Origin of the sequence: Streptomyces sp. NPDC046215, from assembly GCF_040646215.1 — a bacterium.
Taxonomy (GTDB): Bacteria; Actinomycetota; Actinomycetes; order Streptomycetales; family Streptomycetaceae; genus Streptomyces; species Streptomyces stramineus.
This window is the reverse complement of sequence record NZ_JBEYZW010000038.1, coordinates 1-26,912: the sequence shown is the minus strand read 5'-3', so window position 1 is coordinate 26,912 and position 26,912 is coordinate 1. Positions and strand designations below refer to the sequence as shown.

Below are 26,912 nucleotides of genomic sequence, written 5' to 3'. Positions count from 1 at the left end.
GTCGGGCTCCCACCTGCCTTACTTCCGCATGACGGCGGGTTCGTGGCGGCGCAGCAGCCGCGCGACGACGAAGCCGAAGAGGACGGAGAGCGCCACCAGCATGCCCATGTTGAGCAGCCAGGTGCCCGTGGAGTGGTCGAAGAGGGGGTCGGCGGTCAGCTTCCCGCCGACGACGCGCTCCAGGTCGATCGTGCCGGCCATCGCGCCGAGCGCCCAGCGGGAGGGCACCAGCCAGGCCAGCTGTTCCAGCCCCGGCACCCCGTCGAGCTTGAGGAGGGCGCCGCAGAAGACGACCTGGACGATGGCGAGGAGCACCAGCAGCGGCATGGTGACCTCTTCCTTGCGCACCAGGGCCGAGACGACCAGGCCCAGCATCATGGCGGTGAAGGACAGCAGGGCCACGGCCAGGGCGATCTCGGCGAGGGGTGGCAGGAGCACGCCCTTGCCGCCCGGCGCGGCGGTGTCCACCCCGAACAGGCCGACCAGGGTCAGCACGACGGCCTGGACGGCGGTGATCAGCCCCAGGACCACGACCTTGGACATGAGGTACGCGGATCTGGACAGGCCGACCGCGCGTTCGCGCTGGTAGATGGCGCGTTCCTTGACCAGTTCCCGGACGGCGTTGGCGGCGCCCGTCAGGACTCCTCCCACGCACAGGATCAGCAGGGCGTTCATGGCCGACTCGGCGGTGAGCTTGCTGCCCGCCAGGGCCCGGGCCATCGCGCCCATCACGAACGGCAGCGCGATCATGATGGCCAGGAAGGTGCGGTCGGCGGTCAGCGCGGGCGCGGGCGCGGCCTCGCGCGCCGCGGCCCGGTGGGGCTGTTCGGTGGCGGCGGTGACGTACCGGCGGTGCTGTGCGGAGTCGCGGTACTGCCCGGCCCAGTCCCGGCCGGTGTCGTTCTCGAACGCCTCGAAGGCTTCGGGCCACTGGGTGAAGCCGAAGAACCCGAGCGTCTCGCCCGGCGGCCCGTAGAAGGCGGTCCGGCCGCCGGGCGCGAGGACCAGCAGCCGGTCGCACAGGTCGAGGCTGAGCACGCTGTGGGTGACGACGATGACGGTGCGGCCGTCGTCGGCGAGGTCCCGCAGCATGGTCATCACCGAGCGGTCCATGCCCGGGTCGAGGCCGGAGGTCGGCTCGTCGAGGAAGAGCAGGGAGGGTTTCGTCAGCAGTTCCAGGGCCACGCTGACGCGTTTGCGCTGGCCGCCGGAGAGGCTGTGGATGGGCTGGTCGACGCGTTGCTGGAGGCCGAGTTCGCCGATCACCTCGTCGACCCGGGCCTGCCGTTCGGCCTTCGCGGTGTCGCCGGGGAAGCGCAGCTCGGCGGCGTAGCGCAGGGCGCGGCCCACGCTGAGCTGGGCGTGCAGGATGTCGTCCTGCGGGACGAGGCCGATGCGCGAGCGGAGCTCGGGGTAGTCGGCGTACAGGTCGCGGCCGTCGTAGAGGACGGTGCCCACGTCGGCGGGGCGGAGCCCGGTGAGGGCGTTGAGGAGCGTCGACTTGCCGGCGCCGCTGGGCCCCACGACGGCCAGGAGGCACTTGGCGCCCACGGGGAAGGAGACGTCGTCCAGGAGGGTCTTGCGGCCGCTGTCGACGCGGACGGAGAGGTCCTGCACGTCGAGGGAGACCTCACCGCTGTCGACGTACTCCTGGAGTTGGTCGCCGACGAGGCAGAACGCGAAGTGGCCGACGCCGACGATGTCCCCGGGCTCGACCGGGGCGCGCCGGACGCGACGGCCGTTGAGATAGGTGCCGTTGTGGCTGCCGAGGTCCACGATCTCGTAGCCGCCGTCGGGGCGGGTGCGCAGCTCCGCGTGGCGGCGGGAGGCGACGAGGTCGTCGACGGTCAGGTCATTGTCGGTGCCGCGGCCGATGCGGACGGTACGGGTCGGCAGGGGCCGTACGGAGGTGGGCCGCCGGAAGGTTCCGGTGGCGGCGGGGAGGGAGACGGCGGACGGGCGCTCCGCCGGGCGCCGTGCCTCTTCGGGCGGAGGCGGCGCCTCCTTGAGCACGGCCGCGGGCCCGTCGGCCGGGTTGCCGAACCGGATGACGTCACCCGGGCCGACGTCCGTCGAGCCGACGCGCCGGCCGTGGGTATAGGTGCCGTTGGTGCTGCCGGTGTCCTCGACGGTCCAGTGGTCCTCGACGGGGCGCAGCACCGCGTGGTGCCAGGAGACGCGGGCGTCACTCAGCACGATGTCGCTCGTAGGATCGCGCCCCACCTGATAGGTCCGGCTCGCCGTCATCGTCTGCGAGCCGCCATCGGACTCGACGACGAGTTCGGGGGCGGAGGGCACGACCGGCCGCTCTCCCATACGGGTATTTTACGGCTGGGTGCACGCTCCCGCCTTCCGGCGGTCGGCACCCCGCGCGCGTGACCGGTGACGGAGGGAGCCACCCGAGGTGGATGCGGACCCCGAGCAGCTGCCCGTGTTCGTCTACGGGACGCTGCGCCCCGGGCAGAGCAATTACGGGCGTTTCCTGCACGGCCGGACCGCCGCGGAGGAGCCGGCCCGGATGCGCGGGGCGGTGCTCTACGAGGGGCCCGGCTACCCGTACGCCGTGACCGATCCGAGCGGGGAGATCCACGGCGAGCTGATCTCGCTGGCGGCGGCGCACCACGGGGCGGTGCTCGCGTCGCTCGATCGGCTGGAAGGTCACGCGCGGGGGTCGACCCACCACTACGTGCGGGTGGAGCGGACCGTGCTGCCCGCCGCCGGTGGGGCCGTCCGGGCCTGGGTCTATCTGGCCGCGGACGCCCTGGCGCGGCGGCTGCGGGCGGTGGGCACCCCGATTCCGGGCGGCAGCTGGCCCGAGTGATCCGGCACCGGGCGGCAATTCGCCTGATGCCGCCGGGAGTCAGCGGAGGACACCCACGATGGCCGCGCCCGCCCGTCTCACATAGTGAACACTTCCGAAGGGCGACAACCTGCGCGCCCGATGTCGCGTCTTCACCGGTACGTCGACACCAAGTCGCCTGCTCCTCACTCTGCGTTGACGCAATGTAAATAATTGATCAACTGTCCGGACAAGGCGACTTTTCCTCTTTTCGTGGGCATGCCAACCAGGCAAAGTCACCGGCGGGACCACAGGTTCCCGCGGTGCAGCAGGGAAAGCACCGCGTGGCTGCAGGCGGCCGGGCATGCCCCGAACCGCCCTCTCCGCAAAGGGCGCTGACCGTGCGTACACCCCCCACGTCCTCCAGACGAATACTCACCGCTGCCGTGGCCGTGGCGGCCGCGGCCACGCTGGCCGGTCCGGCCGTCGCGGCGCCGTCTCACTCCGTGAACACTCCGGCCGGGGCCCGGCAGTCCGCCCGGGCCGCCGCCGCGTCCGCGGCCACCGCCGGTGCGGCACAGATCGTCAAGGCGGCACGCACCGCCGCCCTCGCCCGTGCGAGTGCCACCGGCGTCGGCAAGAACGAGACCCTGACGGTCAAGGACACCCTCGTCGACCCGGAGGGTAAGCGGCACGTCCGCTTCAACCGCGTCTACCGGGGCGTCCCCGTCGTCGGCGGCGACCTCGTCGTCCACCTCGATGCCCAGCTCCGCTACCTGGGCGTGACCCGGGCCATCCGCCACCAGATCTCGCTGCCCGGCACCACCCCCGAGCTGACGGCCCCTCAAGCCGCCGCCAAGGCCGCCGCGTCGGCCGGGGGCACGGCCGGCCGGGCCGAGCTGGTGGTCGACGCCCGGGGCGGCACGTCCACGCTGGCCTACCGGGTGACCGTCACCGGCGGCCGGACCGCCGAGACCGGCAGCGTGCGCGACGTGGTCGTGGACGCCGGCTCGGGCGAGGTCCTGCGCACCACCCCGCGCACCGACGCGTTCATCTCCCCCGGGCTCAAGAAGAAGCTGCGCGGCCTCGGGCAGCAGGCCGGGCCCGGCACCGGCCCGAAGACCGCACCGCCCGCCGGCCGGATCCGCCCCGACACCGGCTTCCCGGTGCAGGCGAACGGCACCGGCGCCGCCCTGTTCGCCGGCAGTGTGCCGCTGATCACCACCCGGACGGCGAAGGACTCCTACACCCTCAAGGACCCCAGCCGCGGCGGTGGCGAGACCCGGAGCGCGGACGGCAAGGAGATCGAGAGCTACGCCGAGGGCAAGGCCCTCACCGATCAGGACAACCGCTGGGGCAACGGCACGGCCGCCGACCCTGTGACGGCCGCCGTGGACGCGCAATTCGGCATCACCAGCACCTACGACTACTACAAGAACACCTTCGGCCGGAACGGCATCAAGAACGACGGCGCCGGGCCGAAGGCCGTCGTGCACTTCGGCGACAAGGTCCCCAACGCCTTCTGGTCCCCCGACTGCTCGTGCATGCTCTACGGCGACGGCGATGGAGAAACGTTCAAGCAGCCGCTGGTGGCCTTGGACGTCACCGGTCACGAGCTCAGCCACGGAGTGATCGAGGCGACCGCGGACTTCCAGCCCACCCGGGTCGACGCGGCACAGAACCAGTTCGGTGAGGCCGGCGCGCTCAACGAGTCGCTCGCCGACATCTTCGGCGCCGGCGTCGAGTTCGCCACCGCCAACACCGGCAACCCGCCGAACTACCTGCTCGGCGAGAAGCTCGGCCTGGACCAGACGTTCCTGCGCCGCCTGGACAAGCCGTCGCTGGACGTCCTGGAGGGAACCGTCGACTACTGGGACGCGGGCGCCTACGACCGCGAGGTGCACGCGGGGTCCGGCGTCTCCTCGCACGCCTTCTACCTGCTGGCCGAGGGCAGCGGCAAGAAGACGATCGGGAACGTCGCCTACGACTCCCCCACCTACGACGGCGCGCCGGTGGCCGGCATCGGCCGGGACAAGGCCCAGCAGATCTACTACCGGGCGCTCACCCGCTACATGGTCTCGACCACCGACTTCCACGAGGCCCGCACGGCCACCCTGCAGGCGGCCGAGGACCTCCACGGGGCCGGCAGCGCCGAGTACAAGGCGGTCGACCGGTCCTGGGCCGCGGTGAACGTCACCGAGGCCAACACCCCGAAGCAGGGCCCGGCCGCCGAGCGCTGACGGCACGGGTCCGTCCGCGGCCGGCTGACGGCCTCCGGGGCGCCACATCGGCGGCGCCCCGGAGGCGACCCGCGGACGGCCGGGGCTCCTCCCCCACCGCGGGGCCCCGGCCGGGACTCCGCGCGCCCGGGGCGCGCCGCGGCCCGCGGCGAACGGTGACCGGCGGATGTCAGTGCCCGGTGCGAGACTAAAAATCCGCACCGGCCCCCGCCCACCGCGCCCGCGGCGGACGGCCCGGCGAGGATCCGTCGAAGGAGCACCCACCATGCTCAGCACCGATTTCGTGACCGGCGCGCCCAATTGGCTCGACCTCGGCAGCCCCGACACCGCCGCCTCCGCGGAGTTCTACGGCGCCGTCTTCGGCTGGGACCTCCAGCCCGCGGGGCCCGACGCCGGCGGCTACGGCTTCTTCCAGAAGAACGGCAGGACCCTCGCCGCCCTCGGGCCCCTCACCGAGGAGGGCGCGAGCCCCGCCTGGACGGTCTACTTCCAGACCCCGGACGCCGACGCCACGGCCAAGGCGGTGGAGCAGGCCGGCGGCACGGTGCGGGTCGCGCCGTTCGACGTCATGGACGCCGGGCGGATGGCCTGTCTCACCGACCCGGGCGGCGCCGACTTCGCCGTGTGGCAGCCCGCCGCGGTCAAGGGCCTGGAGGCGGCCTCGGAGGGCGGCACCCTGTGCTGGGCCGAGCTGCACGCCCCCGACCCGGCGGCCGCCCTCTCCTTCTACCGCGCGCTCTTCGGCTGGCGGAGCCGGGAGATGCCGGTGCCGGAGATGACCTACACGGTGCTCTCCACGGCCGAGGGCGAGCAGGAAGACGCCTCCTTCGGCGGCCTCGCCACCGTCCAGGAGGGCATGGAGCCCCGCTGGATGCCCTACTTCGACACGGCGGACGTCGACGACACCGTCAGCCGGACGCAGGAGAACGGCGGCTCGGTGCTGGTGCCGGCCTCGGACGTCCCCGACGTCGGCCGGATCGCCTGGCTCGCCGACTCCTTCGGCGCCCCGTTCGCCGTCATCGCGCCCCGTCCCGCCGCCTGAGCTCTCCCCGCGAGCGGTGTGCGGCCGCGGCGCACAGGCCGCACACCGCCCGGGAGGGCGCTCTCAGCTCTCGGCCGCGGCGGCCTCGGGCTTCTCGCCCTCCGGCTCCGCAGCCGCGCCTTCCTCCGCTTCCTCCTCCTCTTCGCCCTCGGCCGGGGCCTCCTGCGCCGCGACGACCTGGAGGACCGCGGCGTCCTCGTCGACGGCCAGGGTGCTGCCGCGCGGCAGCTCGATGTCCTTGGCCCGGATGGTGTGTCCGGCCTCCAGCCCCTCGATGGAGACGGTGAAGCCCTCCGGGATGTGGGTGGCCTCGGCCTCGACGGGCAGGGCGTTGAGGATGTGCTCCAGGAGATTGCCGCCGGGCGCCAGTTCCCCCTCGGTGTGGACGGGCACCTCGACGGTGACCTTCTCGCCCTTCTTCACCGTCAGCAGGTCCACGTGGACCAGGAAGCCGCGCAGGGCCTCGCGCTGCACGGCCTTGGGGATCACCAGCTCGCTCTTGCCGTTGATGTCCAGCCTGATCAGCACGTTCGGCGTCTTCAGGGCCATCATCAGGGCGTGTCCGTCGATCGCCACGTGTTTGGGGTCGGCACCATGGCCGTAGACGACGGCCGGGACCTTGTCGGCGCGGCGGATGCGGCGGGCGTAGCCCTTGCCGAATTCGGTACGCGGCTCGGCGGTCAGTTTTACCTCGGCCATGACTGCACTCCTCGTGGTCAGACTGCCCTGCACTGTCCTGTGGCCGTCACCCGGGCCACGACAGACCTGGTACGAAGAGAAGAGCGCGCCGATACCGTATCGCCGCACCCCATGAGTACGGCCTCCCTCGCCGAGCAACTCCGCGAGTTTATCGAGCGCGGCGGCGCGGTGATCCAAAGCTGCTCCATACGGCCGGACAAGTAGCCCGAACGTGCGGCAAGTGCGGCGGGGCCGTAACGCCGGCGGGCCGCCGGCCGCCCCTGGATTCCGGCGTTCTGCGGATTCCGCCCGCCGCGGCGAAGGAGATCGGGCAGAATTTCCGGGCACCGTAGGACACCGTCGCGCCGATGAAGGGCAGTCGATGAGCGGAATACGAAGATTCAGTCGCCGGGGACTCTTACGCGCGGGCCTGGGAGCGGCCGGCGGCGCCGCGCTGGCGGCGGGCGTCGCCCCCCGGTTCCCCGGCCCGTTCCAGCCGTACGCCGAACCCGCCTGGGCGGCCGCGGCGGCCCGTCTGGAAGTCTTCCCGGAGTGGAGCAGGTACGCCCGGATAGCGGACGGCACTTTCGACGAGGACGCCGATCCCGAGCTCGACATGAAGCCCGTGATCACGGCACTCAAAGCGCAGCACGTCAATGTGATCGAGGTCGACACGATCCTTTCGCACTGGCTGACCGACGCGGAGTTCACCGAGCACCTGGGAAAGATCAAGGAATTCGTGGGCCTGGCCCACGCCGCGGGAATCCGGGTGGTCATGTATTACCCGTCGCTGGAAGTGATCAGCCTGGGCGGCGAGAAGGGCCCGTCGTTCTACAAGGACGGTGACGGAAAGTCCTGGGTGCAGCGCTCGCTCGACGGCAAGCCCAATGTCTTCTACGGCAGCCTCGTGGTCTGGGTCGATCCGGGCGACGAGAGCTGCTGGGTGAGCCCGAACTCCCCGTGGCGGGACTTTTATCTGCGCCGCGTCAAGGCCCTCGCCACAACCGGTCTGGACGCCCTCTGGCCGGACGTCCCCATCTACTTCGACGGGGCGCTCAGCTGGTGCGACGCCTCCTCGTGGGCCGCGGACGCGTTCCGGGCCGACACCGGTCTCGCCCTGCCGGCCGCGCCCGACTTCACCGGCCTGCCCTTCCGTCGCTACGTCGAGTGGCGGCACCGCGCCCTCAACCAGTGGCAGATCGACATCGCCGCCGCCGGGCGGTCGGTGAACCCCGATCTCGTGACCTTCAGCGAGACGGTCAGCATGGACTACCAGTACGCCACCACCATCGGCCTCGACGGGGCGTACCTGCGGCAGGCGGAGGGCGTCAGCCAGGTGTGGGAGGTGGACATCCTGGCGCTCTACGACGGGATGCGGCACGCCACGGCGACGGACTGGACGTGTCTGATCTCGATGTACAAGTACGCGCGGGCCGCCAGCGGCACCAAGCCGGCCTGGGCGTTCTCCTACGGCTGGAAGGCCGACGACGCCTCGCTGGTGATGGCCGAACTGCTGGCCGCCGGCTGCAACCCGTACGAGGTCAAAAGCCCGTTCAAGGACGTCACCACCGACAAGGCGATGCGCACCCGGATGTACGCGTTCGTCGCGGCCCACGAGAAGGAGCTGTACGACGCCGTCTCCGAGGCGGTCGTGGGCGTCTACCACTCCTCGGCCTCGCGGGACTTCGTCAGTCCCGGCGCCGGCACGGGCATGTTCGCCAACGCCGAGGTGCCCGCCGGGGTGAAGGACTGGTGGAGCGGCGGCAGCGCGGAGGAGAGCTGCACGCGGCAGCAGTGGCTCGGGGAGTTCCGGGGCACGGTCAAGGCGATGGTGTACGCGCACATCCCGTTCCGCACCGTCACCAGCCCCGGTCTGGCCGCCGCGGACCTGGCCGGCTGCCGGGTGCTCATGCTGCCGGACCTGCAGGCCGTCTCCGACGCGGAGGCGGGCGTGCTGCGCGACTACGTGGCGGGCGGGGGCACCGTGGTGATCACGGGCCCGGCGCCCACGGGGCTCGACGCGATGGGAACGGCCCGCGGTGAGTACGCCCTCGCCGACGTGCTCGGCTTCCGCAAGGCCGATCCGCTGCCCGAACGGAAGGAGAATCGATTCGGCGCGGGTACCTGTCACTACCTCAGGGGCCGGCCCGGCCTGAGCTACCTGAGCTCCACCGACCAGGCGAGCGCCGACCGGCTCCTCGCCCCGGTCCGGGCGGCGGCCCCGCCCGCGGTGACGCTGCAGGGCGACCGCCGGATCCATCTGGAGGTGGGCCGGCTCGGTGACGACACCGTCGTCCAGCTGGTCAACTTCACCCACTTCGGCGACGCTCCGGGCGCCTTCCGGATCACTCCGGCCACGTGCACGGTGTCGCTCCCCGTCCCTCCGGGCAAGCAGGTGCTCGCCGCCGCGGTGAGCTCTCCGGACGGGCCCTCCCCCGCCCCGCAGCCGGTCAGCTGGCGGGTCACCGGCAGCACGGCCACCGTCGCCCTGACGGTGGCCCAGTACTCCCTGCTGACCGTCACCATCGGCTGACGCCTCAGCCCCGGGGCGTCCGGGGGGCGCGGATCCGCCACAGCGAGGACGGCCGGTCCTCGTCCCCCGGGTGGGCCTCGAAGGCGATCCACCGCCCGTCCGGTGACCAGCTCGGCGCACCGTCGTAGCCGCTGCCGGCGGTCACCCGGGCCGGGCGGCCGCCGGCAGCGGGGATCACGAAGATCTGGGGCACGTCGAGGCCCCCGCTGGTGGAGGAGAAGACCACCGACCTGCCGTCGGGCGACCAGCTCGCGTCGGTGTGCTCCCCGGGGCCGTCGGTGAGCCGGCGCAGCCCGGTGCCGTCGGCGTTCATCACGTGCAGCGCCCAGTCGCCGCCGGCCTCGCGCCGCTGGAAGACCAGCCGGTCGCCCTTCGGGGACCAGTTGGGCTGCCGGTTGTCGGTGCCGGTGGCGGGGCCGTCCAGCAGCCGGGTCCGGCCGCTGCCGTCGCGCCGGACCTTCCACAGGGAGCCGAGGGCGGAGCGGTCCGGCGGGCCGTCCTGCCCGTCGCTCTCCTTCAGCACGCTCTCCTGGAAGACGATCCACGCGCCGTCCGGCGAGAAGCTGGGCTCCAGGTAGCCGGACGGGCCGCGGTGGTCGGTCACCCGGGTGGGGCGGCGGCCGCCGGGCGGCAGGACCCACACCTCTTCGCGGCCGCCCGCCCGGTCGGAGGCGAACGTCACCCCGGCCGAGGGGTGCCAGCTCGTGCCGGTGAGGTTCACGGCGGCCCGGTCGGCCTCGTCGAGGAGCGTGGTGGGCCGGGCCGTCGCGGTGCGCGTCAGGGGCAGCACGCGCAGGGCGGCGGCACCGTCGTTGTAGCCGTCGTGGAAGAGGGTGAACAGGAGCGACGTCCCGTCCGGTGAGAAGGCGGGGTTCTGGGCGCTGGCGCGGCCCCCGGCGCGGTGCAGCAGCTCGGCTCCGTCACCGCGGATCGTCGTCCGGCCGTCCGAAGGGCCCGGCGGCCGGGGCGCGTCGGTCCGGCGCGGGTTCGCGCCACAGGCCGTCAACAGGAGGACGGTCAGGAACATCGCACCGTACAGTCGACTGCGCACGCCCCGACCCTAGCGCTCCGCCGGAAGCCGGGGGCCTCGTCTGCGGGAGCTCGGCAGCTGGTCGCGCAGTTCCCCGCGCCCCTCCGGGACACGGCGACACCGCACGGGACTTCACCGGGCCCACGCCTCTTCAGTTGCCATGTGTAACTGAACGGACACCCTGGGTAGGCTGCCGGGGGCACAGCCCTTCCCGCCCCTCTCCGAGGAGGATCGCTGTGACGACCGAACGGACCACCGTCCCGCCCGGGATCTTCACGCCCGAGTTCTTCCAGAACGCCCACCCCGTCCTCGACGACCTCCGCGAACAGGCACCCGCGACCCTGGTGACGGGGGTGAGCGGCACCCGGCTGTGGCTGGTGCCGCGCTATGAGGAGGCGCGCCGGCTCCTCACTTCCCCCACGGTCCGCAAGGACGAGTGGAAGCGTCCCGACCTGCGGGAACAGCCGGCCGCCCGGCCGGACCGGCGCCGGGAGACGAACACCCGCATCCGGGCCAACATGATCAACGCGGAGCCGCCGGACCACCAGCGGCTGCGCCAGGGCACCCAGCAGGCCCTCAGCCGGGGGCCCGTCGACGCCATGCGGCCCCGCGTCGCGCAGTTCGCTGACGAGACGCTCGGCGCGCTCGACGCCCCCGGGCCCGTGGAGTTCCGCGCCCGGATCGCCTACCCCTTCGCGGTCGCCGTGGTCGCCGACCTCCTGGGGCTGCACCCGGACGAACAGGAGGATTTCCCGGCCTGGTTCGATACGCTCATGTGCCGGCGGAGCGACGCGGGCGTGCGGGACACCTCGCTCGTCATCGCCCACTTCAGCGAGCGCCTCGTCGACCGCAGACGCGCGCACCCCACCCGCGGCCTGCTCTCCGCGCTCGTCTCCAAGCGCGAGGGGCGGCGGCCGCTGACCCGCCACGAGCTCGCCTCGACCGCGTTCCTCCTGCTCGTCGCCGGAATCGAGACGGCGAACGCCCTGTCCAACGCCATGTACGCGCTGCTGAGCCACCCCAAGCAGCTCGCCGCGCTGCTCGCCGACCGCTCCCTGCTGCCCGGCGCCGTCGAGGAGTGCCTGCGCTTCGACGGGCCGTTCCGCGCGGTCGGCCCCCGCTACACCTCGGAGCCGGTCGACCTGGGCGAGGGCGTCACCGTTCCCGCCGGGGAGTTCCTGCTGATCTGCGTCGCGGCGGCCAACCGCGACCCGCGCCGCTTCCCCGACCCGCACCGCTTCGACATCACCCGCACCGACCACCAGCACCTGGCCATGGGCCACGGGGCCCACCGCTGCGTCGGCGCGCTGCTGGCCCGCCTGGAGATGGAGACCCTCTTCGGCCGGCTGCTGGACCGCTTTCCCCGGGTGCGGCTGGCGGTACCCGCGGAGGAGGTCGAACGCCGGCCGAGCATGACGATGAACTGGCTCCAGGACCTGCCGGTCATACTGCGGTGATGCGACCCCGGGGCGGCACGGGCCGTTCAGTGGGCGATGCTGTCGATCAGCTCCCGCGCGCCCTGGCGCAGCAGGGCGACGGCCACGGAGGTGCCGAGGGTGGCGGGGTCGAGGGGGCCGGCCCATTCGTGGGCGTTGAGGACGGTCTTGCCGTCCGGGGTGAACACCCGGGCCCGCAGGGAGAGGTCACCGCCGCGCTCGGCCTTGGCGTACCCGGCGACGGGGCTGTTGCAGTGGCCCTGCAGGACGTGCAGGAGCATCCGCTCCGCGGTGGTCTCGCGGTAGGCGTGGCGGTCGCCGAGCGCGCTGACGGTGTCGATGAGGGCGGTGTCGCCCTCGCGGCACTGGAGGGCGAGGGTGCCCGCGCCGATCGGCGGGCACATCACGTCGACCGGCAGCACCTCGGTGATCACGTCCGCCCGGCCGATGCGCTCCAGTCCGGCGACGGCCAGGAGCAGGGCGTCGGCTTCTCCGGCGGCGAGCTTCTCCAGGCGGCGGTTGGCGTTGCCGCGCATCGGCACGCACCGCAGGTGCGGGTGGGAGGCGGCCAGTTGGGCGCTGCGGCGCACGGAGGAGGTGCCGATCCGGGTGCCGGCGGGGAGCTCGTCGAGGGTCAGGCCGCCGGGGTGGACGAGGGCGTCGCGGATGTCGTCGCGCCGCAGGAAGGCGGCGAAGGCCGTGCCGGCCGGGAGGGGCCGGTCGGCGGGGACGTCCTTGACGCAGTGCACGGCGAGGTCCGCCCGCCCGGCGAGGAGGGTCTCGTCGACTTCCTTGGTGAAGGCGCCCTTGCCGTCGACCTTGGAGAGGTCGCCCATCCACTTGTCACCGGTGGTCTTGACGGGGACGACCTCGGTGGCGGTGCCGGGGTGGTGCGCGGCCAGTTCGGCGCGGACGCGCTCCACCTGGGCCAGGGCCATGGGCGAGTCGCGGGAGACGATGCGGATCAGTTCGGGGGCGGACATGGCGCCCACCCTAGACCGTGGGACGGGTGCTCCCGGACACCGGCTGGGAGCGCATTCCACCGGCGTGGCGCGGGAGTTGATGATTTCGAGCAGACGTGCGATCTGCGCACTCGTGCAAGGTGGCGCGGCTGCGGGGCACCCGGCATCACAGCTGGGCCTCGATCGCCCGGACCACCTCGTCCGCCTCGGGCTCGACGCGCGGGCGGAACCGGCCCACGACCTCGCCCCGCAGGGAGAGCAGGAACTTTTCGGGTTTCTTCTCCAAAGAACTTCATCTGTCTCCGGTGTCGTGCCGTTGCCACGATCGCACGTCAGTGGGACTCAAGGGGCACCAGGGGAAAGGAGCAGGTCAGAACCACAACAGCCAGTCAAAGGTGCGGCCCCGGTGCCTATCGAAGGTACCGGGGCCGCGTCATCGGGGGAGGACCAGCGCGCGCTCGTCCTGCTCCGCCTGACTGCCAGTGGTGCGGATGTGGCGGGTCGTTTGTCAGGCGGGTGTCAGCTGCCAGCTTCGCCCGTCCGGGGTGTCCAGCCAGACACGCTGTGCGTCCTCGTTAATCGTGACGCCGTAGCGCTCGGGGCCGGGCGCGCCGGCGCCGAGGTACGTGTCGTACTCCTCTTCGAGGAGGCTCCAGAGATTCCGGGGGCCGGCCTCGGTCACGGTGCCATCGGCCTTGAGATCGGCAATGGAGCCGTCGGATGCCCAGACGCGTGCGCCCGTGGGCTGTTTGTCGTCGTCGAGGTCGTACTGCCATGTGAGGCCGGGTACGGCGATGCTCAGGAGAAAGCGGAAGTCGTTGTTCGCGATGGCGGTGGCGGGGACGCGCGTCGGCCGGCCGAGGGCGTCGGGCAGCGCGGGCCGGTGGGCCGGTTGTCCGTCGTCGGCGCCTCGACGCAGCGGCATGAAGAACGCGCCGCCGGGGAGGAAGGCGCCTTCTGCCGTGCGGTCACCGGTGCGGCGGATACGGGCGAGGGCGTTGCCGAGGGGGGCGAGGATGAACCCGTCCTCGGCGAGTTGCCGCACGAGCGCGGGGGGAACGGTGCTGAGCTGGCAGGTGACGAGGATGCGGTCGTAGGGGGCCTTGTCCGGCCAGCCGAAGGCGCCGTCGCCGGTCACGACGAGTGGGTGATGCCCGGTGGCGGCGAGGTGTTCGCGGGCGGGGCCGGTGATGTCGGGTGAGACGTCGATGGTCACGACATTGTCGTCCCCGAGCCGGTGCGCGAGCAATGCGGCGTTGTACCCGGTGCCGGCTCCCAGTTCGAGGACGCGCATTCCGTCGTCGACCTGCAACGCTTCGAGCATTCTTGCCATGATCGAGGGCTGCGAGCTGCTTGACGTGGCGCTGCCGCCGGTGCGGTGCGTGACGAGAGGCCGGTTTTCATGGACGGCGGTGAGCCACTGGTCGCGTGTCTCGGGATCGCCTCCGGCGACCTTGCGCCCGGTGTGGTCGTAGAAGTAGGGCGCACACTTGTGGCGGGGCACCTCCGCGAAGGCGTCCCGCCATGCGGGGTCGGTCAGGTCGCCGGCATCGACGAGGGTCTGCACGAGCTTGGCGCGAAGCTGTGCGGCTTCCTGGTCGAGATCGGTCTTGGTGCTCACGTCGAGCTGCCTTTCTCCAAGAGGTTGGCGAGAGCGTGCGTGATGGCGTCGCGGGTCTGATCGATCCACGCCCACTGGCCATTGGGGTTGACGTCAACGAGGTAGTGCGTGCCGTTGCTGTCAACGATGAAGTCGAGGGCGGCGAAGGAAAGATCGAGTCGCCACATCAGGGTTTCGATGCCCCGCTGAACGTCCGAGGGCAGCAGCGCAGAGCTGTAGTGGAGGCTGCGGGAGTCGTGGCGCCAGTCGAGGCGGGCGGGGCCGGACGGAGCGTGGATGGCCACGGGGAAGACTTGGCCGTTGACGACGGTGACCCGGATCTCGTACGCCTTGTCGGTGATCTCACGCTGAAACAGGTGGGCGGTTAGAGCGATACGGGGGTCGGTCCACTGCTCGGGGGTGACGCGGTGGGTGTAGAGCTGTCCGCGGGTGTTGTTCTCGGTGTGGACGATGCCGCCGAGAACCTTAGTGATGATGCGCCCGCCGCATCGCTCGGCGAAGGGTAGGACGTCGGCGGGGTTGTTCGTGATCAGGGTCTCAGGTACGTGCAGGCCGGCCTCGGCCGCGGCGGCTAGCTGCCGAGGTTTGGTGCAGTCTGCGTTGCGCTCGGGGCGGTTGATCCACAACACGTCGGGGAGGGAGCCGAGCACGCCGGAGAAGGCGCGTTTGGCCTGTGACGTGGCGAACGCCTGCTCGGGGGCGCTCATGGTTTCAGGGAAAGCGAACGGCGTCGGCTTGCGCCACCAGACAGCCCGGACTTCCGAGAGGTCCACCCCGCGCGCGGAGTCGTGCATGGCGCCTCGCCATCGGCCGTCGGTGCCCAGTGCGGCGGACAGCTGAGAGCGGGTGGGGAAGTCGGCGAGGTCGGTACGCCAGAAAGGTACGCGGCGCGCGTTGAGTTCGCGCAGCACGTAGTCGGCGGTCGGGTCTAAGGCGAAGGTGACGACGAGCACGCGCGGCGCCTGGCCGCGCGTACTCTCACCGGATGGTGTGGTCATGGGTGTCAGTCGTCGTTCTGGTCTTCGTCCACACCCCCGATGGCGTCCTGCCCGTCGGACTCCGTGTTGCAAATCGTGTTGTTCATGTGGGCCGGAGCGTTGATGCAGATCTCGCCGTCGATGACGGAGAGCTGCGAGGCGGGATCGACGGTGAACGTGTGCGACGAGATGCCCACGGGCGACAAGTTGGTCAGCGCATCGAGCCCGAACGGCCGGGTCTCAACGAGGCCGGCCGGTTCGGGGCTGATCGCGCGGTCCCGAGTCGGGAGTCGGTCAGTGAGTACGGACACAGGTCCTCCTCGAACGTTCGGTGCGGGGGCCTTCCCTGCACCGCTGTGCGGTGGTGCACCCGGCCGGCCGAAACTCTCCAGGATCGACCCGCCGGGCGTTCGTGCCTACCCCTCCGCCGGGAAGGGATGCGGGGAGGTGCCTCCGGCGGAAGGGTAGGAATCATGCGTGGCGGTCGTGCCCACGAAGAACCGCTCAAGCCGCTCCAGGGCGTCGGCGAACGCTTCCAGTTCCTCGGTCTCACGGCCAAACTCGCGCGTCACCGCCTTGCGTAGCGCACTGCGGAACTGCGGCGTGTCGTAGACGAACGGACTGGGCGCAGGCGGCGTCTCGGGTGCTGCGACCGCCTTCGTTTGCCCAACCACCAAGGCAACTCGCGCGGGCGGATCATTGTCGGCAGGGTGGCTCTCAACCCTGGACATGTGCGGCCCTCTCATGACGGCCTAACACCACGTCCAGTGTGCCCACCCTGTCGACATCACCCTGACTCGCAGCGTCCGCCAGGCTGGCTCGGATCTTCGCGCAGTCCTTGCAGTCAGCGGCTACTACTGCCTTGACCTTTGGCGCACGGGGCCTAGGCACGGTGCACCTCCGTCCAGTGCTCATGGAACTGTTCACGAGCCCATTTCTCAGTGCCCCAGTTCACCGTTGGCGGAGTCCACGCCCGGCGCCGAATATTGTTGAGGCGGGTGCAGTCGGCGCACTCGTCCACTGTCGTACCGACGGTGACTCCGCCGGGCCCGGACGAGTGGGGTAGCGAGATCGTCAAGGCGCCGCTCCGTTCTTTTCCTCCGGGGCAGCGAGCAGCTTCGTGTACACGAATCCGCCGGACTCTTCGATCTCGCGGAGGATCTCTCTGCACTCGTCGACAGACGGCGAGATCATCGAGCGCCAAGCCGTCAGGATCGCGCCGACTTCCCCACGGAGCAGGTGGCTGAGGGCCGAAGTCAGCCCCTCGCGTTCGCGCGGCGGGACGGCGAGCTGCTCGCCGTCCTCCACGACCACAGCCACGACGTCCCATCCGAGGACCCGGGCGGTTTCCTGGCACTCCTGCCGGTATTGATCGGCGTCGGCGCTGGGGATGCCGGAGAGATAGACGACGCACCTGAAGCGTTCGATCTTCGGCGTGAGGCTTGCAGCGTCTGCGAGGGTGCGCCGTCGTTGGCGATCGGCTTCCGTCCGACGTGCGGCAGGCGGATGCTGCTGAGGTTCGGCCCTCTGGTTGCTGACCATGTGGAAATCGTGCTCGCTTCCGAGGCCAACCTGAAGTGACGGAGCGTACGACCTCACTAGATCGTCAGTGACGACTCGTACGCTCCGTAGGGCTCACGTGATCAAGGGAACCCCAATGACCTCGCTGATGTGGCGGACCTTCGCCGTGGAGATCTTGGCAATCCGCTGACCGATGACACCAGGCAGGGCCTGATGGCGTACCCACTCGGGCGCGTCGAGCCCCACCTCGATCAGGGTGCTTGCTGCTTGGTCATGGAGGCCCGCCGCGCACTGCGCGAGGGCAACATCGAGCTTGTAGCGGTTCCTTGCCACCATGGACATCTGCCGGGGGATGTCAGCCATGTCCTTCTGGTTGGCCAGCTTGAGGGCACGGCCGTAGTTCTTCAGGGCTACGTGAATCCCTACGGCTTCCGTCTTCGCTGCGGTTGGCCCGAACGCGGTTCCGTACAGCTTTTCGTCGCTGCCGAGACGGGCGGCTGCGGCGTGCGCCTGCGAAATGTAGTCGTCGGCTGACGCCTCGTCCTCCCGGCGTGATGCCGCCACGGCGGCCGAGATCATCAGACGGCCGTAGGCGAGCAGTTGTGGCCTGGAAGCCTTCCTGAACGACGGCTCGATTGCCAGCGCGGCCCGCTCCGCTACGGCGACCGCCCGGGGCATCTTGGCCCCACGCAAATAGATCCAAGACAGCGTGGATTCAAGGAGCGCCATCATGATGGGGTCATCGACTTCTCGGGCACGCAGCTTTGCCGACGTGAGTGCACTCAACGCGAGGTCCCTCTGTCCGAATCCGTTGGCGCACGATGCGGCTACGCGGTACGTGCTGGCCAGGATGAGCCCGACCTGCTCGCGCTCCCTGCCCATCGCACTGTCGTACCTGACGTGCCCCTCCATGAGGACTTTCGAGGCAAGATTGCTGAGTGCTGCTGTGTCGCTTTTCCAAAAGGCGGACCAGGCGAGGTCACGAGCCCGGCCCAGTTCTTCGACTGAGCTCGGATCATCAATGCCGTCCCACTCGCCGAGGGCGCTCTCGTGCACCGCATCAGACAATTGGCGGAGCGCCGCGCGGTCACTGCCCTTCATGCCGCGACGCGGGGCCTGTTGGCCGAGGATCACGCCAACATCCGTGTGCAGAGCACTGGCGAGTTTCAGCAGGGAGCCGACAGACAGTTCGCCTCGATCCTGCTCAGCCTTCTGCACGAGGGCGAGCGATACCCCTGCTGCCTCGGCCAGGCCCTGTTGGGTCAGATCAGAGCCCCGAAGGTGCTTGATCCGCTTACCGTTTGTTAGGTCAGCCCAGTTGCTCACGTTCACCTCGGGGAGTCAGCTAGAACTCTGCGGCGTCCATTCCGATGGTAGGGGCACGCCTGTGCGTCAGAGACCGTCGGCGGTGGCGAGGGCCGCGGCGACCCACGGGAGGGTGAAGGGGATGTCGGCGGCGTCGATGAGGGCGGGGAGCAGGACGGCGAGGGCGACGGCCGTCTGCACCCTCGCCCGGGTAGGGCTCATACTGCTGGGCCGGCGCCGGTGTGCCGCCGACCGCCTTCATGATTGACGTCAGGGCCGTCGGCGCCCCGAAGATCCTGATGCACACCGGCGAGTACGACCCGGCGACCCCCGTCCGGTGGCTGACGGCGATGGCCCGCGCCGTCGGCCCGGCCGTCAGACTGACCGACACCGGAGGCGGGCACGGCGTCTACGGGTCGCCGGACGCCGCGTGCGTGAACGAGAAGATCGACGCCTTCCTGCTGGACGGCACGCTGCCCCCCGACCGCACCACCTGCCGCTGACGAAAGCGGCGCCGGTGGGGTCACCCCCACCGGCGCCGCCCGCGGCCCGGCCCGGCGTCAGGCCGGCAGCTGGGCCTCGATCGCCCGGACCACCTCGTCCGCCTCGGGCTCGACGCGCGGGCGGAACCGGCCCACGACCTCGCCCCGCGGGGAGAGCAGGAACTTCTCGAAGTTCCACTGGACGTCCCCGGCCTCGCCCGTGCCGTCCTCGGTCCGGGTCAGCTCCGTGTACAGCGGGTGCCGGCCCTCCCCGTTCACGTCGGTCTTCTCGAACAGCGGGAAGCTCACGCCGTACGTCGCCGAGCAGAAGGCCGCGATCTCCTCCGCCGAGCCGGGCTCCTGGCCCGCGAACTGGTTGCTCGGGAAGCCGAGCACGCTGAAGCCGCGCCCGGCATAGCGCTCCTGGAGCCGCTCCAGGCCCTCGTACTGCGGGGTCAGGCCGCACTTGGACGCCACGTTCACCACCAGCAGCGCCTTGCCGCGGTAGTCGGCGAGGGAAGCGGGGTCACCGGTCAGGGTGCGCAGCGGGATGTCGTAGAGACTCAACGGAACTCCTCGGGCGGTCTGCCATGGGTCGTCGTGGGCGGCCGTGGGCCCGTGGTCGGAGGTGACGGACGGCCGTCCTCATTGTCCGTGTCAACCTCCGCGGCCCCACCGATCTTCCCGGATACCCGGTCCGAGCGCGGTGACCCTCACGAACAAGCCGTACCCCAGATCATCCGACACCCGCACCAGTCGGTCGGATACGGAGAAAAACAGACGTCGACCGGTGGTGTTGCCATGAAAATGAGACAGCCCTGGGCGATCCGGTCGCCCGGCCCATGACATCCTGAGCCGTCACAGTCCGCCGGGAGGATCGGCGGACATCCGGGGATTATGAGGATGCACCAATGAGACTCTGCTTCCTGGTGGAGGAGCAGTACCGGCACGACGGCATGCCGGTGGACGTGATCCGCCAACTCACCGCGTGGGGTCACCGTGTGGACGTGGTGCGGCCCGGCGGCTCCCTCCTCAAGCTCTCCGAGACCGTCCGCTCGGGCGTCCACGACGCCTGGATCCTCAAGACCGTGTCCGGCGGCCCCGGCCTCACCCTGCTGGAAGCCGCCGCGACCGTCGGCCTGACCACGGTGAACGACGCCCGGTCGATCCGCGGGGTGCGGGACAAAGCCCTCGCCGCGGTGATCGCGGAGAGTCACGGCCTGCCCGTCCCGGTGACCTACGCGGCGGCCCGGGCGGAGGAGTTCGCGGAGATACCCGCGGCCGAGTACCCGCTGGTCGTCAAGCCCGCCGACGGCAGCTCGGGCCGGGCCGTGCGCCTGGTGCCCTCCCCGGACCGGCTCACGGAGGCCGGTGCCGAGGCCGGGGGCGGCATGCTGATCGCCCAGCCGTACGTGCCCAACTCGGGCATCGACCTCAAGGTGTACTGCGTCGACGGGGAGCTGTACGCGACCGAGCGCTGCTCGCCCCTCCACCCCGACCGGCCCGCGCGCGAACGCCAGGTGCCGCTGACCCCCGAGGTGGCGGCGATCGCCGCCGAGGTCGGCACCGTCTACGGCCTCGACCTGTACGGGGTGGACATCGTCCTCGGCGCCGACGGCCCGGTACTCGTCGACGTCAACGACTTCCCGAGCTTCCGTCAGGTGCCCGACGCGGTGGCCCGGGTGGCCTGGGCCGTGCTGCGCCTGGCCCACGCGGGGCCGTCCCGGCCCGGCGTGCCCTCCTCCCTCCCGGGTGCCGGGCCGGGCGCGCTGCTGCCGGTGCGGGTGGGCGGCGGAGCGTGAGGCCCATGAAGATCTGCCTGCTGACGCCCACGCCGGACCACCCGGTCCTCGCCGCGGCCACGGCACTGCTGACGCCCCGCCACCAGGTCGAGTCGCTCGACCCCGGCACGGCCGAACCCCTGCCGGGGGCGGTCCCCGCGGTTCTCTCCGACGTGTACCTGCTCAAGACGCGGAGTCCGCGCGCCCTGGCCTTCGCCCGCCTTCTCGAACAGCACGGCGCCCCCGTGCTGAACTCGGCCGCCGCCACCGAGCTGTGCCAGGACCGGACCGCCATGGCCGAGCTGGCCCTGCGCGCCGGGCTGCCCTTCGCCGCGACCACCACCCTGCCGGCGCTGTCGCACCCGGAGGCCGGCGCCGGCTTCGCGTACCCCTTCGTGGTCAAGAGCCGTCACAGCCGCCGTCACGACCTGGTGGCCCGGGTGGAGGACCCGGCCGGGCTGCGCGCGCTGGCGGCGCGCTGGCCGGACGAGCCGGTGGTCGTCCAGCCCTTCACCCCGAACGACGGCTGGGACCGCAAGGTCTGGGTCGTCGGTGACGAGATCTTCGCTGACCTGCGCCGCTCCGAGCTGGCCGCCCACGACCTGCCGCGCCAGGGCAGGGGCGGGGCGCCGGCCGCCCGCGGCCTGCCCGCGGACTGGATCGAGACGGTGCGCCGCGTCGGCGAGGTCTTCGCCCTCGACGTGTACGGCGTCGACCTCCTCGACGCGGACGGCGGCCCGCTGATCGTCGACATCAACGCCTTCCCCGGGATCCGCGGCCAGGAGGGCGCCCCCGAGGCCCTGGCCGAGCTGGCCCTGCGGACGGCGGCGGGCCGGTACCGGCCCGGCCGGCTCCCGGTGGGCTGAGCGGGCCGGAGTCGCACCCGTCACAGGCCGATGTCCTCGTTCCACAGCTCGGGGTTGTCGCGGACGAACGCCCGCATCAGCTCGGCGCATTCCCCGTCGTCGAGGAGGACGAGGGGGACCCCGGCCTCGGCCAGCCAGCGGTGGGCGCCCGGGAACGTGGTGGCCTCGCCGATGACGACACGGCCGATGCGGAACTGACGGATCAGGCCGGAGCAGTACCAGCACGGGGCCAGCGTGGTGACCATGGTGGTGTCGGCATAGCCCGCCGGGCGCCTGCCGGCGGCCCGGAAGGCCGCCGTCTCGGCGTGCGTGGCGGGATCGCCGTCCTGCACCCGGCGGTTGCGCCCGGCGCCCAGCAGTTCCCCGCCGGGACCGAACAGGGCGGCGCCGATGGGAACGCCGCCCTCGGCGAGCCCGGTGCGGGCCTGTTCGAGGGCGACCCGCAGCATCCGCCGGGGATCGTCGGCCATGGGAGTGATTCTCCCCCCGTTCGCCCCCGGCCGCCCGCGCTATGCGCCCACCGCCGCCGCACCGGCGCTCCGCGCCCCGGCCTGCGGCACCGGCCCGAGCCGCAGGGCGACACGGTCACGCGGCAGGGCGTACTCCGCCCCTCGCCGGGGCAGGGGGCCCGGGCAACCATCCGCCTGGGGGGGGACGACCTCCTCGGGCCCTATCCGCTCTCGTGTCAGCCGCATGCCACTGACCATCGGCTCCCGCGGCGGCACCGCCTCCGGCCGCCCTCTTCAGCCGTCTCCGGCCACCCGCTTCCGCCGCCTGCCTCCCCGCGCGGAACGGCCGTCGGCCGGTGCGGTGTTACCGCGGGAGCGGAGAGGGCTCGTCCGGATCGACGCCGTGGCAGCGGGCGAGCCGCAGCGCGTCCTCCAGCTCATCCTCCGCCACAGCCGCCTCATAGGCGTCCCCGGCGGCTCGCGCCGCTGCCAGCGCGGCCCGCGCGTCGCGCACCCGCTGTCGCATGGCCTCGGCGAAGACGCTCACGACGGACCCCCAGCGGATCACCTGGCGACAACGGGGAATGCCCTGAATTCTAGTGGACTTCGGCCCGGACGGCGGTGTCCGGTCAGCCGTCATCGAGGCCACTCGCGTCGCGCGCGGCCCACCCGCCCGGGCGTCAACCGCCGGTCGCCGTGCGGAACATCGGGCGGCGGTCCCGGCGACTGCCAAGTGGCCGTTTGCGCACAGCTCATGGGCCGGGGCCCGGGTGCGGGCCGGTGGCACGCCGGGCACGGCTCAGGCCGCGCCTTCCACTCCCCAGCCCTCGACCTGGAAGCGCGATGTCAAATCGGCGTTGTCGACCTCCTCGCCGCAGCACCGGCACACGACGACGGGGTCGAGGTCGGCACCGCAGGAGTGCTCCAGCACGGTCGGCGGCACCTCGGCGAGGTGCCGGTCGCCCCAGCGCATCAGCATCAGCAGGACCGGCCGCAGGTCGTACCCCGCGTCGGTCGGGCAGTACTCGAAGCGGGCGGGGCGCTCGTTGTAGGGGACCTTCTCCAGGACGCCCGCTTCCACCAGGCGCCGCAGCCGGGCGGCGAGGATGTCGCGAGGGGCCCCGGTGTTCCGCGCGATGGCGTCGAAGCGCCGGACGCCGAAGAAGACCTCGCGCAGTACCAGCAGGGAGTACTTCTCTCCGACCACGCCGAGCGCGTCGGCGATCGAACAGGGGCGCGGTGTCGTCATGCCCTCCATCGTAAAGCAGGTGGATTTGCTTCCCCAACCCTCTGATCAACCCTCCGATCAGCCCTCTGCTCACATCCCCCTGATCCCCCCTGATCGCCCCCCCGCAGGCGGCCGAACGGCCCCGCGGGCCGCTACACCCCGCAGACCAGGCGCGCCGCCCGCGGCCTCATGGGCGCGGCCACCCGGGGAGCCGTCCAGGCGCCGGCCCGGCCGGCGGCGCTCCGCCCGAGCGGAGCCGTCAGGGCGCGAGCGGCCCGCACCAGGGCGCCGTTGCCGGTGGCGGGGTGCCCGTCGGGCGTGTGCGTCACGTCCTCCAGGCCGACGCGCCGCGCGAGCCCGAGGGCGGTCGCCAGGCGCAGGACCGGCCACGCGCCGCCGCCCTGCCCGTGCAGCAGCACCGGGGCTCCAAGACCCGGACCGAGCGCGCGCAGCAGCGCTTTGGCCGTGGCCAGCGCGGTGAAGGGGTCGGTGTCGGTGACCCCGGCGAGCACCCGCTGGACCTGCCCCGAGAGCGGGGAGGCCCGCAACCGGCCCGCGGCGTCCGTGCCCGAGCGCACGCCCGCCTCGATGCCGACGCCCCGTTCCCACAGGGCGCGGGCGACCAGATCCGCGCCGTCCTCGTGCCAGTCGACGGAGGCGTGGTCGGGCAGGACCGTCCAGGCGCGGACCAGCGCGGCGCGCCGCCGCGCGTCCGGCACCGACCGGGCGCCCGTGCTGACGCCCACCGGTATGCCCGGCACGGCCGCGCGCACGGCCAGCAGCGCCTCGGCGACGGCTCCGGCGTCAAGGGTGTCGCCCCCGTCCAGCGTCCGCGGGTGCAGCCGGACGGCCTCCGCACCGGCGGCGACCGCGGCGCGCGCCGCTTCCGCGAGCTCGGCCGCGGTGACGGGGACGACCGGGCATTCGTCCCGGCTTCGGGAGCCGTTCAGGCATACCTGCAACATGAGGACCATGGTGGCAGGGGGGTCTGACATCGGGCCGCCGTGACCTTGCGGCACAGCCGTGCTGACGGGTCGTGAGGCCACCCCGCGTGCACCCCCGTCCGTGGTCAGGCGGGGGCGTAGCCGCGGGTGCGGACGAGGTGGTGGACGAGGTCGGTGAAGGCGCGGGCGGCCGCGCTCCGGTACGCGTTCTCGCGCCGCAGCAGGGTGACGGTGCGGGCGGGCAGGGGCGGCTCCAGCGGGACGGGTTCGAGGTGCGGGTGGTCGTGGGTGACGGCGTCGGGCAGGACGGTGGCCAGCGGGGTGCGCCGGACGATCTCGGTCAGCGCCTGGACGGAGTTGGCCTCCACCGCGATGTGCGGCCGCACCCGGTGGGCGGCGAAGTAGGCGTCGATGTGCCCTCGGGTCGCGAAGTCCTCGCTGAGCAGCGCGAGATGCCGGTCCGCGGCGGAGCGGACGGGCAGCGCCTGCGCGCGGGCGCCGGCCGGGCGCGCGCCGGGCCGCTCGGTGCCCGTGACGAGGCTGAGGGTCTCGGTGAACAGGGCGGTCGCGGTGATGCCCGGCAGGTGGGGGCCCTGGAAGGCGATGCCGAGGTCGAGTTCGTCGGCGAGCAGCCCGGCTTCGATGCGGTCCTGGGTCATCTCCTGGACGGTCAGCGTGATTCCCGGGTGGCGGGTGTGGAGCTCGGCGGTGAGGGGGCCGACGAGGTAGGCCGTGAAGGTCGGCGTCAGGGCCAGGCGCAGGTGGCCGCGCGAGAGGTCGGCCACGTCCAGGACGGCGCGCTCGGCGGCCGCCAGGTCGCGCAGGGCGCGGCGGGCGTAGTGCGCGTAGGTCTCGCCCGCGTCGGTGAGCCGCACGGTGCGGCCGGTGCGGTCGAGGAGCTGGGCGCCGACGGTGCGTTCCAGCTGCTTGACCTGCTGGGAGAGCGTGGGCTGGGAGACCCGCAGGTCTTCCGCGGCGCGGGTGAAGTTGCCGTGCTCGGCGACGGCGAGCAGATAGCGCAGATGACGCAGTTCCAGAGCCATGGCCGCAACTATAGATGCCAACAATAGCAATCATGGTTATTGCGTCTTGGACGCTATAGGTGCAGGTCGTGCATGGTGGATCCCGTCAGCCCCACGGGGCCGGCAGCCACGAAGGGAGTGACCATGCAAGACCTCACCGAGGGCGTCGCGCGGTTCCGGCGGGACGTCTACCCGGCCAAGGCGGAGCTCTTCGCCCGCCTGGCCGCGACCCACCGGCCGGCGACGCTGTTCATCAGCTGTTCGGACGCCCGAGTGGTGCCGGAGCTCATCACCCAGAGCGAGCCGGGCGAGCTGTTCGTCATCCGCACCGCCGGAAACCTCGTCCCCGCCTACACCCCCGGCGCCGATGCGGTCGCCGCCGGCATCGAGTACGCGGTGGCCGTCCTGGGGGTGCGCGAGATCGTGGTGTGCGGGCACTCCGCCTGCGGCGCGATGACCGCCCTCGCCGAGCACCACGACCTGAGCGCCGCCCCCGCGGTCGCCGACTGGCTGCGGCACGCCGACGCCTCGCGGGCCCGCGTCGCCGCCGGGGCCGGGGCCGGGCAGGTGGCGGCCCTGGTGCGGGAGAACGTCCGCGCCCAGCTGGCGAACCTCGCCACCCACCCCTCGGTGGCCCGCGCCCTCGCCGCGGACGCGCTCACCCTGCGCGGCTGGGTCTACGACATCCCCACCGGGACCGTCGAAGACCTCGGCGCCGCCGGCCACCGGGCCGCCCCCGCGGCCTGACCCCGGCCCCACGGCCGCCCCCGGCACCGTCCGGCGCCGGGACTCCCCGGAACCCCCTGCCTCCCGCCCCCCGGCGGGACGGCACACCTTCGAAAGGAAGCCATGTCCATGGTGCACGCCCAGCTCGACCCCACCGCCCGTCAGGCCCTCGCCGTCACCGCCGTCGAGGCCAAGGTGCGCAAGGACCTCTCCTGGCAGCAGATCGCCGACGCCGCCGGCCTGTCGGTCGCCTTCGTCACCGCCGCCGTCCTCGGCCAGCACCCCCTGCCCGAGGCCGCGGCCGAGGCCGTCGCCGAGCTCCTCGGCCTGGACGACGACGCGGCGCGGCTGCTGCAGACCGTCCCGACCCGCGGCTCCATCCCCGGCGGCATACCGACCGACCCGACCATCTACCGCTTCTACGAGATGCTCCAGGTCTACGGCACCACCCTCAAGGCCCTGGTCCACGAGCAGTTCGGGGACGGCATCATCAGCGCGATCAACTTCAAGCTCGACGTGAAGAAGGTCGCCGACCCCGAGGGCGGCGAGCGCGCCGTCATCACCCTGGACGGCAAGTACCTCCCCACCAAGCCCTTCTGAGCCGACCGGTCCGGCCGGCCGCGGGGCGGGCCCGTGGCGACGACGCCACCGGCCCGCCCCCGCACCCTCACCCCTCTTTCCGGGAGGAACCCCGTGGACTTCGCACAGCGCACCATCGACATCGCCCGCCGCAACGTCGCGGAAGGCGGCCGCCCCTTCGCGACGGTCATCGTCAAGGACGGCGAGATCCTGGCCGAGAGCCCGAATCTGGTCGCGCAGACCTCCGACCCGACCGCGCACGCCGAGATCCTCGCCATCCGCGAGGCGTGCGGGAAGCTGGGCACCGAGCACCTGACCGGCACCACCATCTACGTGCTCGCCCACCCCTGCCCGATGTGCCTCGGCTCGCTGTACTACTGCTCACCGGACGAAGTCGTCTTCCTCACCACCCGAGACGCCTACGAGCCCCACTACGTGGACGACCGCAAGTACTTCGAACTCGACACTTTTTACGGCGAGTTCGCCAAGGACTGGACCGAGCGGCGGCTGCCGATGCGCCACGAGGCGCGGGACGCCGCGGTCGACGTCTACCGGGCGTGGCAGGAGCGCAACGGCGGCGAGCGCCGCGTGGCCGGCGCTCCCACCGCCTGAGAGCACCGTGAGGGGTGCGGGACCTCCGCACCCCTCGGGCACGCGCCCCGGGCCGGCCTGACGCCGGGCCGGGCCGCGGGCGGCGCCGGTGGGGGTGAC

General features: G+C 72.1%; 27 protein-coding genes and 1 pseudogene. 11 read left to right on the top strand and 17 right to left on the bottom strand.

Annotated elements, in window-relative coordinates:
- Nucleotides 1-18 precede the first annotated feature (18 nt).
- Entirely contained in the window at nucleotides 19-2,316 is a 2,298-nt protein-coding gene (locus tag ABZ951_RS18300) for an FHA domain-containing protein (protein WP_344094967.1), read from the bottom strand.
- A gap of 88 nt (nucleotides 2,317-2,404) precedes the next feature.
- Between ABZ951_RS18300 and ABZ951_RS18295 the strand changes: the two genes are divergently transcribed.
- The 3 genes from ABZ951_RS18295 to ABZ951_RS18285 all read left to right on the top strand — a co-directional run bounded on the left by ABZ951_RS18295 (nucleotide 2,405) and on the right by ABZ951_RS18285 (nucleotide 6,061).
- Nucleotides 2,405-2,821, top strand: a complete 417-nt coding sequence (locus tag ABZ951_RS18295) for a gamma-glutamylcyclotransferase family protein (protein WP_344094969.1) — start codon at nucleotides 2,405-2,407, stop codon at nucleotides 2,819-2,821.
- A 359-nt stretch (nucleotides 2,822-3,180) separates the two neighbouring features.
- Nucleotides 3,181-5,019 carry a M4 family metallopeptidase gene (locus ABZ951_RS18290; RefSeq protein WP_344094971.1) on the top strand — a complete coding sequence of 613 codons (1,839 nt, stop codon included), beginning with the start codon at nucleotides 3,181-3,183 and terminating at the stop codon, nucleotides 5,017-5,019.
- 265 nt (nucleotides 5,020-5,284) lie between these two features.
- Nucleotides 5,285-6,061, top strand: coding sequence for a VOC family protein (locus tag ABZ951_RS18285; RefSeq protein WP_344094973.1), 777 nt, complete (start codon nucleotides 5,285-5,287; stop codon nucleotides 6,059-6,061).
- 63 nt (nucleotides 6,062-6,124) lie between these two features.
- On the opposite strand, the gene ABZ951_RS18280 is transcribed toward ABZ951_RS18285, so the two are convergent.
- Nucleotides 6,125-6,760 carry a 50S ribosomal protein L25/general stress protein Ctc gene (locus ABZ951_RS18280; protein ID WP_344094975.1) on the bottom strand — a complete coding sequence of 212 codons (636 nt, stop codon included), beginning with the start codon at nucleotides 6,758-6,760 and terminating at the stop codon, nucleotides 6,125-6,127.
- A gap of 361 nt (nucleotides 6,761-7,121) precedes the next feature.
- Between ABZ951_RS18280 and ABZ951_RS18275 the strand changes: the two genes are divergently transcribed.
- The gene (locus ABZ951_RS18275) at nucleotides 7,122-9,272 is read left to right on the top strand and encodes a beta-galactosidase trimerization domain-containing protein (protein WP_344094977.1); all 2,151 of its coding nucleotides are present in this window, start codon (nucleotides 7,122-7,124) and stop codon (nucleotides 9,270-9,272) included.
- Between the two features lie 4 nt (nucleotides 9,273-9,276).
- On the opposite strand, the gene ABZ951_RS18270 is transcribed toward ABZ951_RS18275, so the two are convergent.
- Nucleotides 9,277-10,323, bottom strand: coding sequence for a hypothetical protein (locus ABZ951_RS18270; protein ID WP_344094979.1), 1,047 nt, complete (start codon nucleotides 10,321-10,323; stop codon nucleotides 9,277-9,279).
- A gap of 215 nt (nucleotides 10,324-10,538) precedes the next feature.
- Between ABZ951_RS18270 and ABZ951_RS18265 the strand changes: the two genes are divergently transcribed.
- The gene (locus ABZ951_RS18265; protein ID WP_344094981.1) at nucleotides 10,539-11,759 is read left to right on the top strand and encodes a cytochrome P450; all 1,221 of its coding nucleotides are present in this window, start codon (nucleotides 10,539-10,541) and stop codon (nucleotides 11,757-11,759) included.
- A gap of 26 nt (nucleotides 11,760-11,785) precedes the next feature.
- Here ABZ951_RS18265 and hemC read toward each other — a convergent pair whose 3' ends face one another.
- The 8 genes and pseudogenes from hemC to ABZ951_RS18225 all read right to left on the bottom strand — a co-directional run bounded on the left by hemC (nucleotide 11,786) and on the right by ABZ951_RS18225 (nucleotide 18,145).
- On the bottom strand, nucleotides 11,786-12,721 hold the full coding sequence (gene hemC, locus ABZ951_RS18260) for a hydroxymethylbilane synthase (protein ID WP_344094983.1): 936 nt from the start codon (nucleotides 12,719-12,721) through the stop codon (nucleotides 11,786-11,788).
- 145 nt (nucleotides 12,722-12,866) lie between these two features.
- A pseudogene (locus ABZ951_RS18255) lies at nucleotides 12,867-12,971 on the bottom strand (glutathione peroxidase); the annotation flags it as partial.
- A 237-nt stretch (nucleotides 12,972-13,208) separates the two neighbouring features.
- Nucleotides 13,209-14,321 carry a methyltransferase domain-containing protein gene (locus tag ABZ951_RS18250; RefSeq protein WP_344094986.1) on the bottom strand — a complete coding sequence of 371 codons (1,113 nt, stop codon included), beginning with the start codon at nucleotides 14,319-14,321 and terminating at the stop codon, nucleotides 13,209-13,211.
- Nucleotides 14,318-15,319 (bottom strand): MvdC/MvdD family ATP grasp protein, encoded by a 1,002-nt coding sequence (locus ABZ951_RS18245; RefSeq protein WP_344094988.1) that lies wholly within the window; start codon nucleotides 15,317-15,319, stop codon nucleotides 14,318-14,320. The genes ABZ951_RS18250 and ABZ951_RS18245 overlap by 4 nt, the downstream gene beginning before the upstream one ends.
- A gap of 5 nt (nucleotides 15,320-15,324) precedes the next feature.
- Nucleotides 15,325-15,609 (bottom strand): hypothetical protein, encoded by a 285-nt coding sequence (locus ABZ951_RS18240; RefSeq protein WP_344094990.1) that lies wholly within the window; start codon nucleotides 15,607-15,609, stop codon nucleotides 15,325-15,327.
- A 105-nt stretch (nucleotides 15,610-15,714) separates the two neighbouring features.
- A complete protein-coding gene (locus ABZ951_RS18235) occupies nucleotides 15,715-16,029 on the bottom strand; it encodes a hypothetical protein (protein WP_344094992.1) in 315 nt (104 codons plus the stop codon).
- 343 nt (nucleotides 16,030-16,372) lie between these two features.
- A complete protein-coding gene (locus ABZ951_RS18230; protein ID WP_344094994.1) occupies nucleotides 16,373-16,840 on the bottom strand; it encodes a hypothetical protein in 468 nt (155 codons plus the stop codon).
- Between the two features lie 93 nt (nucleotides 16,841-16,933).
- Nucleotides 16,934-18,145: a helix-turn-helix transcriptional regulator gene (locus ABZ951_RS18225; RefSeq protein WP_344094996.1), complete on the bottom strand. Its 1,212-nt coding sequence runs from the start codon at nucleotides 18,143-18,145 to the stop codon at nucleotides 16,934-16,936.
- Between the two features lie 239 nt (nucleotides 18,146-18,384).
- On the opposite strand from ABZ951_RS18225, the gene ABZ951_RS18220 reads away from it, so the two are divergent.
- Nucleotides 18,385-18,627 (top strand): alpha/beta hydrolase, encoded by a 243-nt coding sequence (locus tag ABZ951_RS18220; RefSeq protein ID WP_344094998.1) that lies wholly within the window; start codon nucleotides 18,385-18,387, stop codon nucleotides 18,625-18,627.
- A 57-nt stretch (nucleotides 18,628-18,684) separates the two neighbouring features.
- On the opposite strand, the gene ABZ951_RS18215 is transcribed toward ABZ951_RS18220, so the two are convergent.
- Nucleotides 18,685-19,173 carry a glutathione peroxidase gene (locus tag ABZ951_RS18215; protein ID WP_344095018.1) on the bottom strand — a complete coding sequence of 163 codons (489 nt, stop codon included), beginning with the start codon at nucleotides 19,171-19,173 and terminating at the stop codon, nucleotides 18,685-18,687.
- A gap of 344 nt (nucleotides 19,174-19,517) precedes the next feature.
- On the opposite strand from ABZ951_RS18215, the gene ABZ951_RS18210 reads away from it, so the two are divergent.
- Nucleotides 19,518-20,408 (top strand): hypothetical protein, encoded by an 891-nt coding sequence (locus ABZ951_RS18210; protein ID WP_344095016.1) that lies wholly within the window; start codon nucleotides 19,518-19,520, stop codon nucleotides 20,406-20,408.
- Between the two features lie 5 nt (nucleotides 20,409-20,413).
- Nucleotides 20,414-21,253 carry an alpha-L-glutamate ligase gene (locus ABZ951_RS18205; protein WP_344095014.1) on the top strand — a complete coding sequence of 280 codons (840 nt, stop codon included), beginning with the start codon at nucleotides 20,414-20,416 and terminating at the stop codon, nucleotides 21,251-21,253.
- Between the two features lie 20 nt (nucleotides 21,254-21,273).
- Here ABZ951_RS18205 and ABZ951_RS18200 read toward each other — a convergent pair whose 3' ends face one another.
- The 5 genes from ABZ951_RS18200 to cynR all read right to left on the bottom strand — a co-directional run bounded on the left by ABZ951_RS18200 (nucleotide 21,274) and on the right by cynR (nucleotide 24,917).
- On the bottom strand, nucleotides 21,274-21,723 hold the full coding sequence (locus ABZ951_RS18200; RefSeq protein ID WP_344095012.1) for a nucleoside deaminase: 450 nt from the start codon (nucleotides 21,721-21,723) through the stop codon (nucleotides 21,274-21,276).
- A gap of 343 nt (nucleotides 21,724-22,066) precedes the next feature.
- Nucleotides 22,067-22,249, bottom strand: coding sequence for a hypothetical protein (locus tag ABZ951_RS18195; RefSeq protein ID WP_344095010.1), 183 nt, complete (start codon nucleotides 22,247-22,249; stop codon nucleotides 22,067-22,069).
- Between the two features lie 252 nt (nucleotides 22,250-22,501).
- On the bottom strand, nucleotides 22,502-22,951 hold the full coding sequence (locus ABZ951_RS18190) for a helix-turn-helix domain-containing protein (RefSeq protein ID WP_344095008.1): 450 nt from the start codon (nucleotides 22,949-22,951) through the stop codon (nucleotides 22,502-22,504).
- Nucleotides 22,952-23,082: 131 nt separating this feature from the next.
- Nucleotides 23,083-23,925 (bottom strand): 3-keto-5-aminohexanoate cleavage protein, encoded by an 843-nt coding sequence (locus ABZ951_RS18185; RefSeq protein WP_344095006.1) that lies wholly within the window; start codon nucleotides 23,923-23,925, stop codon nucleotides 23,083-23,085.
- 74 nt (nucleotides 23,926-23,999) lie between these two features.
- Nucleotides 24,000-24,917, bottom strand: coding sequence for a transcriptional regulator CynR (gene cynR / locus ABZ951_RS18180; RefSeq protein WP_344095004.1), 918 nt, complete (start codon nucleotides 24,915-24,917; stop codon nucleotides 24,000-24,002).
- Nucleotides 24,918-25,040: 123 nt separating this feature from the next.
- Here cynR and ABZ951_RS18175 point away from each other — a divergent pair, with 123 nt between their 5' ends.
- The 3 genes from ABZ951_RS18175 (at nucleotide 25,041) to ABZ951_RS18165 (ending at nucleotide 26,813) form a co-directional block, all read left to right on the top strand.
- A complete protein-coding gene (locus ABZ951_RS18175; protein ID WP_344095002.1) occupies nucleotides 25,041-25,643 on the top strand; it encodes a carbonic anhydrase in 603 nt (200 codons plus the stop codon).
- A 108-nt stretch (nucleotides 25,644-25,751) separates the two neighbouring features.
- Entirely contained in the window at nucleotides 25,752-26,222 is a 471-nt protein-coding gene (gene cynS / locus ABZ951_RS18170) for a cyanase (protein WP_344095022.1), read from the top strand.
- 93 nt (nucleotides 26,223-26,315) lie between these two features.
- On the top strand, nucleotides 26,316-26,813 hold the full coding sequence (locus ABZ951_RS18165; protein ID WP_344095000.1) for a nucleoside deaminase: 498 nt from the start codon (nucleotides 26,316-26,318) through the stop codon (nucleotides 26,811-26,813).
- Nucleotides 26,814-26,912 lie beyond the last annotated feature (99 nt).